Here is a 15,365-nt window from a genome sequence, read left to right as displayed (position 1 = left end):
TGGTCGACAGGTCGCCGAGCATCTAATTTCGCGCTACTCACGCGGCCGGCGGCGGACGACCTCAGCGCCACCGCTCGCCAGGGGTGAGGACGTACTGCCGGTAGACGTACGGCCACGGCACTACCACCAGGAAGATGACGACGAGAAGGCACGAGGTCGTGTAGCCCCACGTCTCGTCGTCCATCCGACCGGAGAGCCAGGTGGGCAGGGCCACCGCGCTGAGCCAGATCAGCTTCCAGGCTGACTCGAACACGAGCAGCGGGAGCATCGTCACGGGGTGGCGCAGGCCGACGAATGACAGGAGCGATAACGCCGCCAGTATGCAGTAGACGATGCTCTCCGTCCCTCTCCAGGACGAGTCGTGGTGCAGGACGATCGGCCACGTCTCAATCGCGAGGCCGATCGCGAGCAGGGAGTATCCGAAGCGCAGTGCGTATATGCGCGGCAATGACACGTCGGCATCTTTCACCAGGGTAGTGGTGGTCATGGGTCAACGGTAAAAAGGACGTGGTCGACGCTCATCAGTGGAAGTACGGAGCCGGTACTGAGTACCGTCGTGCTGTGGCCACCCGCAGGCGACGACCGGGCAACCTCCCCGCCGAGGCCACGAGTTTCGTCGGTCGCCGCCGTGAGCTGGCCGAGGCGAGGAAGAAGCTGGCCGACGGGCGTCTGGTGAGCTTGGTCGGGCCCGGTGGCGTGGGCAAGACACGCCTCGCGGTCCGTCTCGCCACCGATCTCGCCCGCGGGTTCCGGGACGGCGCGTGGCTGGTCGAACTCGGTAAGCTGCGCGATCCGGCGCTGGTGACCCACACGGCGATGGCGGCCCTCGACCTGCGCGACCAGGCCGCCTCCGAGCCGCGTGAACTGCTGCTCCGGCACCTCCGCGACGCCGAGCTGCTGCTCGTCGTCGACAACTGCGAGCATCTGCTCGACGCCGCGGCCAAGCTGATCGGCGAGGTGCTCCGGGCAGCGCCGGCGGTTCGGGTGATCGCCACCAGCCAGGCGCCGCTGCGGGCTGCCGGGGAACACGTGCTGCCGGTGCCGCCGTTGTCGCTCCCGGCCGACGATCCGCTGGAGCGTCTGCGCGAGAACGAAGCGGTTCGGCTCTTCGTCGAGCGCGCGGCGGCGGCGTCGGGCGACTTCGAGCTCACCGACGCCAACCGGGCGGCCGTGGTGGAACTGTGCCGGCGCCTCGACGGGTTGCCCCTGGCGATCGAGCTGGCGGCGGTCCGCACCCGGGCGCTCGCCCCCGCACAGATCCTCGACCGGCTGCACGACCGGTTCGCGCTGCTCGCCCGCGGCACCAGGGCGGCCCTGCCGCGCCACGAGACGCTGCGCGCCACCCTCGAGTGGAGCTACGACCAGCTGACTTCGGCCGAACAGACGCTGTTGTCCCGGCTGTCGGTGTTCGCCGGCCGGTTCACGCTCGACGACGTCGAGGCGGTGTGCTGCTTCGGTGAGGTGCCGGCGGCGCAGAGCGTCGAACTGGTGTCCTCGCTGGTTGACAAGTCGCTGCTACAGCGAGAGCCCGCTGCGGGCACGGCCGTCTACCGCCTGCACGAGACCATGCGCGAGTACGCCAGCTCGACGCGTTCCCCGGATGGCCTCGAACAGCGCTGGGCGGACCACTACCTGCAACGATGCGCACGATTCGGTGCCGAGGGCCGGTACCGGCTGGTGGAGTGGCTGACGTGGATCGAGCCGGAAATCGACAACGTCCGGGCTTTGCTGCGGGCGTTGTCCGACGACGTGCGCGGCGTCGCTCTGGCCACCAGCCTGATCTGGTACTGGGTCACCCGCGCCACGACCGAGGGCGTCCGATGGCTCGACGAATTGGCTCCCGCGGCGGCGGCGCCGTGGACTTACTTCGCCCGGGGCTTCCTGGCCGTGCTGCAAAGCGACCCGGTCGTCGCCGTGCCGGTGTTGGAGCGTGGCGTGCTCGCCGCTCGCGGGGCCGGGCAGCCGGACGTCCTGTGCCAGCTGCTCGCGATGGCGGCGATCGCGGCGAACATGGCAGGCGACCGTCCGTCCGCCGAACGGCTGCTCGACGAAGCGGTAGCCCTGTCCGCCGAGCGGGACGACGTCGGTGCCACGCTGATGGTGCACCAGGCGCGGACCCTCAACGCACTCGGAGACGGTGATCTCGAGACCGCCTGTGCCGCGGCCGCCGACGGCGCACGGCTCAGTCGCCGGGCGGGCGATCTGTACAGCCTCACGATGATGCTGGTAAACCAGGGCTTCGCGGCACTGCGCTCCGGTGACGCCGACGAGGCGGAGCGTCGGTTCGTCGAGGCGCTGCCGATCGCCCGCCGGATAGACGACCGGGTCGCGCAGTGTTACCTGCTCGGCGGCCTCGGCGCGTGCGCAGCGTCGGTTCGCGACCCACAGCGTGCGGCCCAGCTGCTCGGGGCCATGGAGGGGCTGCGTGTCGAGGTGGGTGTGATCGTCAACAGTGGAATGGCGCCCGCGCTGTCGTCGGCGACCGAATCGGCGCGGGCGGCTCTCGGACCGGCGCGCTTCGAGTCGGCGCTGCGCGACGGCCTGCGGATGAGCCGTGCCGACGCGCTGCGGCTGGCGATGCGCGAGGTAGCCGCCCCGAGCCCGAACGGTCCGTTGACACAGCGCGAGAAGGACGTCGCCGGGCTGCTGGCCGAAGGCCTGAGCAACAAGGACATCGGTGCGCGGCTGTTCATCTCCGAGCGCACGGTCGAGAGCCACGTGCGCAACATCCTGAACAAGCTGGGCTTCCACTCGCGTACCCAGATCGCGAGCTGGGCCGCCGCCCCCGAGAGCTAGAGAACTTCGCGCCGTCGAGCCTCAGGGGCAGTAGCTCAATGGTTCGAGCAAGGTCCATATAGGACGTCGGTCGCGGGTGCAAGTCTCGCTGCCCCTGGGTGTCAGGGCTGGTCTTTGACGCCGACGCCGCAGTAATGCCAAATGCCGCCCGGCAGGTTGGTGGGCAGCTCGGGCGACTTGGGCAACGGGTTGTGCAGCTCGGGCCGCCAGTCGTTCGGCCCGACGAGCCCAGGCTCGACCATGGTGAACCCGTCGAACATCCGGGCGATGTCGGCCCTGCTACGGGGCACCAGCGGCGCATCCCAGTGCAGATCCTGGGTCAGTTGGAAGAGGCGCTGCGCGGCAACCGGATCAGACTCGTTGGTCAGGTGGCTCAGCGCCAGGTAGCTGCCGGGCCCCACCGCGTCACGGAACTCCCGCACGATCGCCCATGGATCCTCCTTGTCCCACAGGCAATGCAGCACGCAGATGAACATGATCGCGACCGGCTCGTCAAAGTCGATCAGCCTGCGGACCTGCTCGTTACCGAGCACCTGCTCCGGCTCGCGCAGATCCGCGCTCAGCGTGACCACGCCGGGGCCGGCAAGCAGCGCCGCCGCGTGCGTGGACACCATCTGGTCGCGGTCGACATAGACCACTCGCCCCTGCGGGTCCGCGCGTGCGACGATCTGGTGAGTGTTGGCCATGTTGGGCAGGCCCGAGCCGAGGTCCAGGAACTGGCGGACACCCTGGCTGAGCAAGTAGTCCACCATCCGTTGGAGCAGGTGACGGCCCTGGCGGGCCGCGTCCTCACCGGTCGGCACGCCCATCCCGGCCATCATGCCGCCGGCCGCGTCGGACGCCTCCCGATCGATGGCGAAGTTGTCCTTGCCGCCGAGCTGGTAATTCCAGATCCGGGCAGTATTGGGAAAGCCGGCTTCAACCGGGTCCGCGTCGGACGCCGCTGGTGGAGTGGACATCACAGCCCTCCTACGGGGTGGCGTTGGCCGCGTCGAGCATAGCCGCCAGGCATTGTCCATGGTGTCCGCCCGGTGCACCCGGGCCGCATCGACCGGGTCCGTCGCCCGCGTACATGACAACACGGGCACCCCACCTTCCTCCACGCACCGACATGATCTGCGGTCCGCTCCGCCCGGATCGCGGCATGAGCGTGCCTGGTCGCTACGTTGCGGCTGACCGTCCGGACAGCCGGTAGCGCAACCAGACAAGGCCGTCGCCGACGGTCTCGTGTGCGATCAGGTCGGCGTCACCGGCAGGCGGTGCTGCGGCTCCGTGCCAACGGCGAGTGCCCCCAGCACCGGCCAGCAGAGGGTGGATCAGCAGGCTCACTTCGTCAAGAAGACCACCGTCGAGCAGGGCGCCGATCAGTGAGCCCCCGCTGTCCACCCGAACCACCTGGATGCCTTGCGCGGCGAAGACGTCCAGTGCTGCCGCCAAGTCAACCCGGTCAGCACCAACGACGACCTCGCGTATTGTCCTACCGGCCGGACGCGGTGGCGTCGCTTCAGCGTGCAAGGCGAGCACGTCCGACCAATGCCCGGCATTGCGCAGCGCCTCCCATTCGCGGACCCGGCCCTGCCCATCCACGACGGCCAACAGCGGTCCGCTGACCGCCGGCCCGGGTCCAGCGGCTGCGGCAAGCAACCGCTCCTGGGCGAGGATCGTGTCGGACCCCACCAGCGTGACATTCTCCGACCAGGTCGCGGCAAGCCGGTAGAACTGGCCGAGATCCGGCTCAAATCCATCGGTAGCGCCCTCGATCGACACAGCCACGTGCGCCACGACATACGGCCGAGACGCGAAACTCGATGCACCTGTCGACATAGGCCCGAAGGTAACGTGCGGGGCCGACAACAACGGCGTCACCGCCGACCACATGCACCCTTCCTGGCCGACGGCTTCCACCGGCTACTCGCCCGGCGTCGGTGTATCGCGGCCGGGTCTCATACGGCCATCAAGGTCGGGCTGTGGTCGGCTACCGTGTGAATCCTACTTCTGGCCAGGCCGGAGAGGGCCCGGTGAGCAGCGGGCTTGCGTGCCCGAGGAGGTGCAGGTCGAAGAAGGCGCGAACGTAGGTGCGTTGGAGCAGGACCGAGCGTGGTCCGTCGATGGTGCCGATCTGTTCGGGGAGCCCCGCCGGTAACAAGCCTGAAGTCTGGCGCAGTAATGGCTGTAGGTCGGTGAAGGACATGTGCGCTGTTGCCGCTACGTGCAGCTCAAGGTGCCAGCCGCGCAGGCGGGGCCACAGTCCCGCCCACAGTTCACGTTCGCGGCCTTCGGCGTTGATCAACAGGTACGGCTGGTCCAGGCCGGCAGTGGTGACCGGCCCGTGCAGTCCACCGTCGAGATTGATGCCGGCTTTGACGCGTGGGTCAGCGTGCATCGCAGCGGCGGTCGTGGCGCCGCCCAAGGAGTGGCCGAACATACCGACATGGGACAGGTCAAAGGCGCCGCGCAGACCGGGCGGCAACGACCGCTGCTCCGCGTCGATGTTGTGTCCACGGTTCAACGCGTGCAGCTGATCCAGCGCGAACAAAGTGTCGGCCAGGCGGACGGCGACGGCCCGTTCATCGGTCCCTGTAAACGACTTGGATCTGCGCAGCGCGACTCGTCCGTCGGGAAATTCCACGGTGCTGGCATCGTAGGTGTGGTCGATGGTCAGCACCACGTAGCCATGACTGGCCAAGTCTTCCACCACGGCGGTATTGGAGCCGCGGTCCATGCCATCACCATGCGAGTAGAGGACCACCGGTCGGGGCCCGGATCCGGGCAGCACCGCGGCGGCAGGGTACGCGTGGGTGGTGGGTAGCCGTACCGTGCCCGCCCGGTTCAAGGTCAGGACCATCTTGGCCTGCACGGGCGACACCCATGACGCGTAGGGCTGGCCGGTCGCGGGCTCGGCCGGGTACCACAGCTGCACCATCAGCTCTCTGGCCGGCCGGTCGGTGGCCCATGGTTCGTCTCGGGCCGCATCGATCAGATGCAGGGAGGTCGTACCGATGGGGTGTGGGCCGGTCGGGTCTGGCAGGGTGAGCTGCACCGCGCCCGTCCGGTTGACGGCGTGGCCCACCGATGGGGTGCTGATGGGTTCGGCCGCCAGCCCGAACAGCGCCACAGCGGTAAGCCCGACCAGCGCGGCAACTTTCCATCGGCGCCGACCGCGGTGCCGTGGATCAGAACCAGCCGGTGGCGGCCGGAGGACCTCGCCTGGCAGGTCAAATGCGGTCACGCCTCAGTGTGCGCCCCAAATGACAACAGCGCCGCTGTACGTATGTCGAAAGGCGGAACCTCGTCTTGCCCGCATGTTTGATCGGGGGCCCAGCGACGCGAAGACCAACACCCGCGCTACAACAACGAGCTGCCACGCCGGACCGCGACTCCCTCCCGGTCATGACACCCGGTCGGACAGCGCAACGGTGGTTATCCGGAGGTCGTCAGGGCGGCCCAGAAGTCGAGCTGGTGTGTGGTGGCGTAGTCGACCGGGCCGATACGGTCCGGTGCGAGGGACTGGACGTGTGGTACGCCTGCGGTGGGATGGAACCGTGGCCACTGGTTGAGGTCGGCGCTGTTTGGGTTGCCGGTACGTGCGAAGTTCGTCCAGTAGCGGATCATCCGGTCGGATAGCTGGATCTGCTGTGCGGTGGCGGTTTCGGTGAACTGCTTGTCGCGGAACACGTATGGTGTGTCGCCCGCGTGGTAGGCGCCGGCCGGGAAGTCGTCTGGGAACGGCAGGTACACGGGCGCGTCGCGGTCCGCGAATTCGTACGCGTAGGTGGGCACTCGGCTGGCCAACGCCCGGTGCTGCTCGAACGTCGAGCGGGCCCACATCCGGTCGGTGAGCACGCTGGCCCAGGTGATACTCGGCGACTCGGTGTTCGTGAGCGGGTAGCGCCGCATGATCGCGTCGACCTTGTCCGCGCCGAACGCGGCCGTCAGCAGCTGCGGATACTGCTGCGCGGTGACCGGATTACCGGCGAGCACCCGGAACAGTCCGACGAACGTGCGGTGCTCGTCGCGGGTCGCACCGGAGATCACCGGTACCCGATGGAAGTGGCCCTCGCGCAGCGCCTGCGCGGGCAGCTGCGGCAGCGTGTGTCCGCCGTACGCGAACGGCTGGAAGATGTTCATCACCTGCGGGAAGGCCAGGATCGTCTCGACCGGGAGCGCGCGTAGGCAGTCCAGCGCGGCGGCGGAATCGGTCGCCTCGCAGCCGAGTTCGCCAGCAACCCAGGCACCGGCCTCGGTGACTTCCGTTTCCGGGCGCCAGCCGAACCACGGCTGGGCGCCCAGGCCCGGATACATGGCCTCGGCGGGCAGATCCATCAGGCCGAAGCCGCTTTCGATGATGGCGCGGTCGAACAGGCCCTTCGAACCCGGTGCCACGAGGTGGGCGGTGGTGGCCAGGCCGCCGTACGACACGCCGAACAGCGTGACGTTGCGCGGGTCGCCGCCGAACGCGTCGATGTTGCGTCGGACCCAGCGCAGCGCCGCCTGCTGGTCCTGCATACCGAACGTGCCCGCGCCGTCCAATCCGGGAAGGCCGAAGCCGCCGAAGACGCCCAGCCGGTAGTTGATGGTGACCGCGATGACGTCACCGTCGGCGGTCAACCGGTCGGCGTTGAAGAAATGTCCGGCCCCGACCACGCCATCGCCGTGGATCCACACCATGACCGGCTTGCGGGCGCCGCGGCGCGCGTCTCGCGGAGCGATGACGTTCAGCGACAGGCAGTCCTCCTCGACGCTGGTCACGTCCACGTACGACGACGGCAACTGCGGGCAGGGGCTGCCCGGTTTGGTGGCGTCCCTCGGCTGTGTCCACGGTGTGACCGGCTGCGGCGCCCGCCAGCGCAGGTTTCCCGCGGGCGGGGCAGCGTACGGGATTCCCTGGAATACACGATGCTGCGCGCCGACGGAGCCGCGCACGGGACCGGCATCGGTTTGCACGATGGGGTGGCCGTTCATCGGTGTCCTCTCCGGATGCGTGCCGGCCATCGCGGTGGTAGCTGGGGTCACGAGGACGCCAACCAGCGTTATGACCGGCAGGCGGCGTTTCCAGGTCGTCGCACTCATCCTCGTCCTTTCCGAGTGGGTTCGATTCCGGTGGCCAGCTCGACGATCGTCACCAGCTCGCGCCGGTATGGCTCCAGGTCCAGCTCTGGATCGGCGGCGAGCTGGCCGATGACGGCGTTGCGCAGTGCCATCACCGCTACCGCCATCACCCGGGTGTCGAAGCGGCGGAACTCGCCGTCACGCTGGCCTTGCAGGAGCAACTCCTCCATCGCAGTCAAGTCCGACGCGGCAATGCTCGACGCGAGAGTGGAGGCGCCGCCGGCCCGCGCGTTGCCGAGAATCTCGGCCAGAGCCCGCAGATACGCCCGATGCTCAGCCATGAAGTCCACATTGGCCTCCAGGAACGCGCGTAGCTGGCCGGTGGCCGTGGTCTGCGCATCAACCCGCGGGAGCACGAACGCGGCGAACTCAGCCAGCACCCGGCGCGCCACCTCGTCCATCAGCTCGTCCCTGCCCGCGAAGTGGTACGAGATCAGCCGCGTGCTGCTCAGCCCCGCCCGCTTCGCGATCTGGACGAACGACGCCCCACCGAACCCCAGCTCCGCGATCGTCGCGATGGTGTGCTCGACGATGTGCGCCCTTCGCGCCTCGTTCGTGAACGTCTGTCGCTTTACCTGCACGAGTAAAACATAACACACCCAGGTAAGGGCGACGCACTCTCCTCGGCATGTGCGTGTGCCTGGCTGACGTGGCTGTAGCGGCGTCCGCTGCCGACTGAACGATTCGGTACAGGTGGCGGGCGCAGTGGCTCTGCCCGCGACTATCGACACCAGCGGCTAGTGAGTTTTGACTCCATTGATCGACTCGCCCGATGATCAATCTCCGGGAGTTTCGACCGGGGTTCAGGCCGGCGTGTGGATGGTCTTGTCGGTGCGGGCGTGGGTCTGGGCGAGCCGGTAGAGTCGGTGCCGGTCTCGATGATGTTGCCGCCGAAGGTGAGCCGGTCCACGATTGCGGCGCAGAGCCGCGGATCGGTGAAGGTTTTGGTCCAGCCGGAAAAGGCTTCGTTGGACGCGATGGCGACGGAGGCCTTTTCCTCGCGTTCGGTCAAAACTTGGAAGAGCAGCTCAGCGCCGCGCCGATCAAGTTCCATACAGCCGAGCTCATCAATACATAGAAGATCGACGCGCCCGTAGCGGGCGATCGTCTTGGCCAGCATCTTCTCGTCGGCGGCTTCGACGAGCTCGTTGACGAGTTTGGTAGCCAGGACGTAGCGGACGCGGTGGCCGGCCATCGCTGCCTCGGTGCCCAAAGCGATGAGCAGGTGCGACTTCCCGGTGCCGGAGTCACCGATCAGGCAGAGTGGCAGCCCTTTCTTGACCCAGTCGCATTTTGCGAGGGTGTGGACCACGGCGGGGTCGACGTTCGGGTTGGCGGCGAAGTCAAACGTTCGCAAGGCCTTGTCGCGCGGGAAGGCGGCAGCTTTGATGCGGCGTTCAGAGCGGCGGCGGGCTCGGTCGTCGCACTCGGCCATGAGCAGTTCGGCGAGGAAGCCGCGGTAGGTCATCTGGTCGCGGGCGGCGGCTTCGGCGAGGTCGGTGAACTGGGATCGGATGGTGGGCAGGCGCAGCAGTCGGCAGGCGGAGTCCACCGCGGCGTCGGCGGCTTGCTCGGTCAATCCTCGGTGACGGCTGGTCATGATCCGGTTCCTTCCGCTCGGCGTCGCAGGAGCTGGTCGTAGGCGGTGACCGTGGGCAACGGCCGAGTATCGGCAGGCAGTTGAGCGAGCCGCCGCTCGGTCAGAGAGATCACGTTGGCCGGTAATGTCCGCGGATCAGGCGATGGCGGGGACGGACGGTCGTCGGTTTCGGCGAACTTGCGGGCCTCCAGTGCGACGGCGTCTGCGGTCAGCGCTCCCACGCGGACGGCGGTGGCCAGGCCCGGCGACAACGTGTTCGTGGAGCATGTGCCGGTGCAGCAGGAGGACCTCGATCAACGCTCGGGTTCCGGCGGCGTCGCCGTGAGCCTTGCGGGCCGCGGCCCACCAGGCGTCGTGGACCGGGGTGAACCTGCCTGCCGCGCGGGCCTGCTCCAGGGCGGCGGCGCCCGGCAGCACCCCGGGCATGCGGATCAGGCCTTCTAGATAGTGGTCGAGATCGAGCCGCGAGCCGCCTTTGGCCATCAGCCGTTCATGCCAGGCGACCTGTTCCCGGCCCTCGTAAATGACCAGGTGGGAGGCGTGTGACTGGACCTGGACCGGGCGGCCGACCAGACGCGCCGGCACGGAGTAGCGGTTCGTGCGGACGGTGACCTGGCTGTAACGGTCGACGCGAGGCGTCAGCCAGATGCCGGTCTCGAAGTCGTCGTCCGGCAGCCGCGCCAACAGCGGCTGCTCGACCGCGAAGTCCTCGCCGACGATCCGGTCCCGGGTGCCGATGCGCCGAGCGTTGTCCTGATCGTCCCACTGGTCGATCATGGCGTTGAGCTGATCAAATGAGTCCACGCGCGGGACTGGGACAAGGTGGTTGCGGCGGAACCAGCCGATCTGGCCCTCGACACCGCCCTTCTCGTGTGCCCCTTCGATGCCTGGCTGGCAGTAAAAGACATCCAGGCCGTAGTGCGAACGGAACGCGGTCCAGCGCTGGGTCTCGATGCGCTGCCGGGAGAATCCCAGCACCTTGGCGACCGCCGAGCGCAGATTGTCGTAGCGACCTTGCCGGTCGGCACCCCGCCAAGCCTCTTCAGAGCATGGACGTGACCCTCGAAGAACGCTTCCTGCCCGCCGGACGCGAATACCCGGTGGATTGCCTTGCCGGAGAACGACATTCGGAACGAGAACAACATGCAGGTCACTAATTCACCGCGCAGACTGATAGCGACCTCGCCGAAATCGACCTCCGCCTCAGCGCCCGGCCGGTGAGTCTGCGGGAAGAACACCTTGATCGGACCGCGACCTGACTCTGCCCTGATCTTCGGCTTGCGGTCGGCGACATATGTCCGCACGACCTGGTAACAGATGTCAGCCATGCCGTGTTCGTCGAGCAGCCGGTGATAAATCCGTCTCACCGTATGCCGCTGCTTGCGGGGCGCGTCGAGATCAGCTCGCAGAATCTCATCGATCGCCGGCTTGAAGGGATCGAGCTTCGACCCCCGCGACGGCATCGCCTTGCGCGGCGGCGGCAACGCCAACACCGCGGCCGCGCTGACCGTCCGCCGCCCGACCCGGTATTTCTCCTCGATCGTCCGTCCCGACATCCCCGCCGAGATCGCGGCGGATCGCCGCGAACAACTCAATCTTCGACATCCGCGGCATCAGCCGGCCTCCGTCTCGGGTCAGCCGACGCTCCCACCACGCAGCGTGGTGTCGAAACTCGCGGACATCGAATCCATCCGATCGAGCGTCCACCCCCGGTGGTGTCGGAACTGACGGACAAACCCCACGTCAGAGCCGCTCAGATGATGGTCGTAGAAAACTCATTTCGCCGCAGGCTCCTGACACATAGGCTCGCGCGCATGACCGACGGCGACTGGAGAGACAGCGGGTTCCGGCAGCGTCGGCCCTCCGCGGGAACTCTCGCCTGGGTTGCGGCGTCGATGGGTCGAGGTAGCCGCATCGTCGGCTATCGACGATTGACCGGTGGCGTCTCCTCCGCCGTGCATCGGCTGACGGTCGAACGACATGGAACGCGAAGATTCGTCGTACTGCGGCAGTATCCGGGCGGCCTCGGCCTGGAGGAGGCTCTGGAGACGGAGATCGCCAACCTTGGTGTAGTGGCAGGAAGCGGGCTCCCGGTTCCGAGCACCCTGGCCACTGATGTCACCGGCGCTTCGACCGGGGGCGCGCCAGCATTGCTGATGACCCGATTGCCGGGGCATGTTGACCTCGATCCGGCGCAACCTCGGTCATGGATGACAAGGATCGCAGAGCTTGCCGTATTGCTGCATTCCCTCGATCTCCCCGCGAAGATCTTCAGGCCGTGGACGGATTCCTGGATCGCTCCCCGGGACGGGTTTCGGATACCGGCTGACGCAAAGAAGCCGGCTGTATGGAAGGCGGCATTCGGTGCCATGGCGGGGCCGCCGCCGAAGGACACGGCCGTCTTTCTGCACTGCGATCTCCTACCGGTCAACCTGCTCTGGTCGCGGGGCAGGATTACCGGGCTGACCGACTGGAACTCCATCCACCGAGGGTCGCGTGCGATCGACGTCGGGCATTGCCGGCGATACCTGGCGGCGCTCTACTCACCCGAGTGTGCGGAGCAGCTCCGGTCGCTCTACGAGTCGATCGCCGGGGTGACCCTCGATCCGTGGTGGGACCTGTATGCCCTGCTGCACTATGAAGACAGCGGGCCGAAGTGGATCCGTGGTCAGGTCGCGGGGCGCCGTCCTGTCGATGTGCCCGGCATGACTGCCCGGGTCGAGGTCGCTATCGAGACAGCGCTACGGCGCCTCGGGTAACCGCGAGTTCCGACAACCTCGCGGCACCGTGGTGTCGAAACTCGCCGACACGAAGTCCGCCGACGATCAAGCGGTGTCCAAAGCGACGTTCAAACGGTGTCCGGAGACGCGGAGATAACCAGGCGCAGCGTTTGCGGACGTTCTGGTGCTCGAACGGGCTTTGAGGCCTGCTGTTCAAGGGCATCCTCAGGTGGTGTCCATTGTGGTGTCCGTCGGTGGTTTGGTCCGTAGTAGTCGCCAACTCAATGCCGCGAGCAGCGATAGCAGGACTGCGTCGCTGGCGGCGACGGCGGAAACGCCGAACCGGGCAGCGACCATGCCGCCCAGTACGGCACCGACCGGGGCGGCGGCCAGTGCGACGACACGGTTGGTGCTGCTGTCCGGCCGCGCCGTTCGTCCGGGGCAGCTCGTTGTTGGTAGATGTTGGCAAGCATGTTCCAGATGGCGCTGCCGGCGGCGAAGACCGCCAGCGCGGCACTGCCGGACACAACCGTGGTGGGCGAGTGTGAGGACCAGCAATGCTCCGGCCTGGCCTGCCAGTATCCAGCGCAGCGCGGCAAGGTCGCCCAACCAGTACCGACGCGGCGGGCGGTCAGGCCGCCGGCGATGGAGCGCACTGATGCCACGACAGCGACCAGGCCCGTAGTCGGCGACCGGCACCTTGAACACATCGAGGACAAGTAGGACCAGGATCTCGACCAGGGCGCTGATGACCAAATTGCACGTGCGGTAAGTACCGCCAGCAGCCGGTGGCGGATCAACCAACCCACGCCGCCGACGATCTGGGTCCAATGGTCGGCGTGGTGGCCGGTTGACACGCGAGCGGAGCCTGAGCGGCTGGAGCGATGTGCGGTCGCGCAAAGTCCTGCCGCCCAGGCTGCCACCTTTCAGCTCATCACGAGCCGGTCACCAACGCCGAGGTACCCGGCGGCCGTGGCCCAGTGGGACGTCCAAGTGCCGAAGGCTGTCGCACCGTTAAGCACGTGCGCTTCAAGCCGACCCGAGCCGGTCGGTCCGGCTTGTCCGGTGCCAACGATGGTGAGGTCTGCGCGGCTGTCACCATCGACATCACCCATCACCACGAGATCGCTTGAGGTGCCTAGGTAGCCGGCGGCTGTCGCCCAGTTGCCGAGCCAAGAGCCAAAGCTCGTCCCGCCGTTGAGCACGTGGGCTTCCAAACGGCCGGAGCCGGTAGGCCCCGCCAAGCCGGTGGCCACGATCACCAAGTCTGCACGGTTGTCGCCATTTACATCGCCCATAGTGAGGCGGTCGTTAGCGCTGATGTAACCGGCCGCAGTCGCCCAGTTGCCGAGCCACGTGCCGTAACCGGTAGCCGCGTTGAGTACGTGTGCCTCCAGACGGCCGGAGCCGGTCGGGCTCAGACGACCCGTGCCCACGATCACCAGATCGGCCCGATTGTCGCCGTTCACGTCGCCCATCACGAGGTCGTCGGAAGGGTTCAGGTATCCGGCGGCTGTGGCCCAATGATGCATCCAGGTGCTGTACCCAGTGGCGCCGTCAAGGACGTGCGCCTCGAGTTTGCCCGAGCCGGTAGGGCCGGACTGGCCGGTTGCCACGAGGACCAGGTCGGCGCGGCTGTCGCCGTTCACGTCCCCCATAAGCACGCGGTCGGTAGCGCTTCCCAGGTATCCGGCTGCTGTGGCCCAGTTGCCAAGCCATGAGCTGTAGCCGGTAGCGCCGTTGAGCGCGTGCGCTTCCAGGCGGCCCGAACCGGTAGGTCCGTTTAGGCCGGTGGCGATGAGGGTCAGGTCGCCCCGGCCGTCGCCGTTGACGTCGGTGCGGTGCTGCGCTGGCGGGTCGTTGATGTCTGCGATGTGCAGGAAGTCCTGTGGCCACGCACTCGTGCCCCGTTGAAGGGTGCGTACACCAAACCTGCCATTCCAGTTGGCGTTGTACTCGTGCACGTCGATGGTGTTGCCGCCGTTGCGCACGTCGGCCACGATGGCGACGTGGCCGTAGTCGCCGCCGTACGCCGACCCCCACCATGCGACTGCGCCGCGTTGGGGGTTTCCGTTGACCGGGATGCCGCGGCTGATTGCACCCATACGCCACTCGCGAGCGTGTCCGCTACCGTTGTATTGGATGTTGGCCCACTGGAACCGGTAGTCGCCGATCGAGCCACCCATCTGGGTGTTGATGGTCCATGCGGCGTAGTCGGTGCAGTTACGGTAGGCGAAACGCAGCGGCGACAACGCGTCCATGTTGGCATTGGGCCAGGGGTAGTTGTCGCCCAAGGCTTGCGCCGGCGTACCAACACCGATGATCATTGCTATCGCGAAAAGGGTTGAGACTAGCGACCTAAACGCCGCCCGGTATCGTCTCGTCGACTTCTTCATGAGACCCCTTCAGTCTGTCGATGCAGATACGAGTCGGTTGCAAGCTCCTCTTGTCAGGCTTCCTCCACACCTTGGCAGGCCTCACATCGGGCCCTCGTCGCACAGAAGCGCCGCCCATAGATCGCAGATCATCGCCGGCAGTTGATCTACATCTCGATACTGGCGTATCCCACAGCGACTTACCGTAAGCGCCGGATGAGGAAGATCGGCCCCTCCGTTCGGTGGAGGACTTCCGTCGCGACGGCCCAGGCACTCACCAGACCATTCGGCTGTCCAAATGATAGATCTACGACACGAGCCAAACGCGCGAAGGATAGCGAGAGATTGCCCTAAATGGGGGTTATCTGCCTCGGAGGCGTCAACCATCTTGGAACCTGGACAACGAGTTCTTGGGCGACCGCGTTGAGCAGGCGCATCATGGGTCGACGGACATCGAAGATCAGGCTATATGTCGCTTCCCTTGACGTCAGAGGAATCCACATAGACAGCCAACGACCGAAGCGGCTGCGCAGCATCAACGCACTATCATCGGCATTTCAGGACGTTGCGGTCGCGGAGTCGACACGGCCAGGGTGGACATCTGGAGCCCATGCCGCTGCGTCGCTCCCTCCACGGTTGCTGGTTGGGCGGCGACCGTCGCCCCACGGCCGCACCCGTCGCTACCCTTGACCGGTCATGATGCGTATCTCGGTTGTCGGTAACTCCGGCTCGGGCAAGTCCACACTGGCCAGAGCCATCGCCGCC

Annotated in this window: 11 protein-coding genes and 1 pseudogene; 3 read left to right on the top strand and 9 right to left on the bottom strand. The window is 67.1% G+C overall.

Annotated features, from left to right (window positions below):
• Positions 1 to 61 precede the first annotated feature (61 nt).
• On the bottom strand, positions 62 to 487 hold the full coding sequence (locus tag AC5L36_RS43560) for a hypothetical protein (RefSeq protein WP_441217693.1): 426 nt from the start codon (positions 485 to 487) through the stop codon (positions 62 to 64).
• Between the two features lie 74 nt (positions 488 to 561).
• Between AC5L36_RS43560 and AC5L36_RS43555 the strand changes: the two genes are divergently transcribed.
• Positions 562 to 2,796 carry a helix-turn-helix transcriptional regulator gene (locus tag AC5L36_RS43555; RefSeq protein ID WP_441217695.1) on the top strand — a complete coding sequence of 745 codons (2,235 nt, stop codon included), beginning with the start codon at positions 562 to 564 and terminating at the stop codon, positions 2,794 to 2,796.
• A gap of 101 nt (positions 2,797 to 2,897) precedes the next feature.
• Here AC5L36_RS43555 and AC5L36_RS43550 read toward each other — a convergent pair whose 3' ends face one another.
• The 7 genes and pseudogenes from AC5L36_RS43550 to istA form a co-directional block, all read right to left on the bottom strand.
• Positions 2,898 to 3,899, bottom strand: coding sequence for an SAM-dependent methyltransferase (locus tag AC5L36_RS43550; RefSeq protein ID WP_441217697.1), 1,002 nt, complete (start codon positions 3,897 to 3,899; stop codon positions 2,898 to 2,900).
• A gap of 58 nt (positions 3,900 to 3,957) precedes the next feature.
• Positions 3,958 to 4,569 (bottom strand): dihydrofolate reductase family protein, encoded by a 612-nt coding sequence (locus AC5L36_RS43545; protein WP_441217699.1) that lies wholly within the window; start codon positions 4,567 to 4,569, stop codon positions 3,958 to 3,960.
• Between the two features lie 202 nt (positions 4,570 to 4,771).
• Positions 4,772 to 5,911: an alpha/beta hydrolase family protein gene (locus AC5L36_RS43540; protein ID WP_441217701.1), complete on the bottom strand. Its 1,140-nt coding sequence runs from the start codon at positions 5,909 to 5,911 to the stop codon at positions 4,772 to 4,774.
• 305 nt (positions 5,912 to 6,216) lie between these two features.
• A complete protein-coding gene (locus AC5L36_RS43535) occupies positions 6,217 to 7,866 on the bottom strand; it encodes a carboxylesterase/lipase family protein (RefSeq protein WP_441217703.1) in 1,650 nt (549 codons plus the stop codon).
• Positions 7,863 to 8,486, bottom strand: coding sequence for a TetR/AcrR family transcriptional regulator (locus AC5L36_RS43530; protein WP_441217705.1), 624 nt, complete (start codon positions 8,484 to 8,486; stop codon positions 7,863 to 7,865). The genes AC5L36_RS43535 and AC5L36_RS43530 overlap by 4 nt, the downstream gene beginning before the upstream one ends.
• A gap of 140 nt (positions 8,487 to 8,626) precedes the next feature.
• Positions 8,627 to 9,505 (bottom strand): IS21-like element helper ATPase IstB, encoded by an 879-nt coding sequence (gene istB, locus AC5L36_RS43525; RefSeq protein ID WP_441217707.1) that lies wholly within the window; start codon positions 9,503 to 9,505, stop codon positions 8,627 to 8,629.
• Positions 9,502 to 11,061: pseudogene (istA, locus tag AC5L36_RS43520) on the bottom strand (IS21 family transposase). Before istA ends, istB begins: the two are co-directional and overlap by 4 nt.
• A gap of 258 nt (positions 11,062 to 11,319) precedes the next feature.
• Here istA and AC5L36_RS43515 point away from each other — a divergent pair.
• Both AC5L36_RS43515 and AC5L36_RS43510 read left to right on the top strand, forming a co-directional pair.
• Positions 11,320 to 12,264, top strand: coding sequence for a phosphotransferase family protein (locus tag AC5L36_RS43515; protein WP_441217709.1), 945 nt, complete (start codon positions 11,320 to 11,322; stop codon positions 12,262 to 12,264).
• 432 nt (positions 12,265 to 12,696) lie between these two features.
• Positions 12,697 to 12,948 (top strand): hypothetical protein, encoded by a 252-nt coding sequence (locus AC5L36_RS43510; RefSeq protein WP_441217711.1) that lies wholly within the window; start codon positions 12,697 to 12,699, stop codon positions 12,946 to 12,948.
• A gap of 203 nt (positions 12,949 to 13,151) precedes the next feature.
• On the opposite strand, the gene AC5L36_RS43505 is transcribed toward AC5L36_RS43510, so the two are convergent.
• The gene (locus AC5L36_RS43505) at positions 13,152 to 14,552 is read right to left on the bottom strand and encodes a CHAP domain-containing protein (RefSeq protein ID WP_441217713.1); all 1,401 of its coding nucleotides are present in this window, start codon (positions 14,550 to 14,552) and stop codon (positions 13,152 to 13,154) included.
• Positions 14,553 to 15,365: the final 813 nt, after the last annotated feature.

Source organism: Phytohabitans sp. LZ39 (genome assembly GCF_059359075.1).
This window is presented reverse-complemented; position numbering and strand designations above follow the sequence as displayed.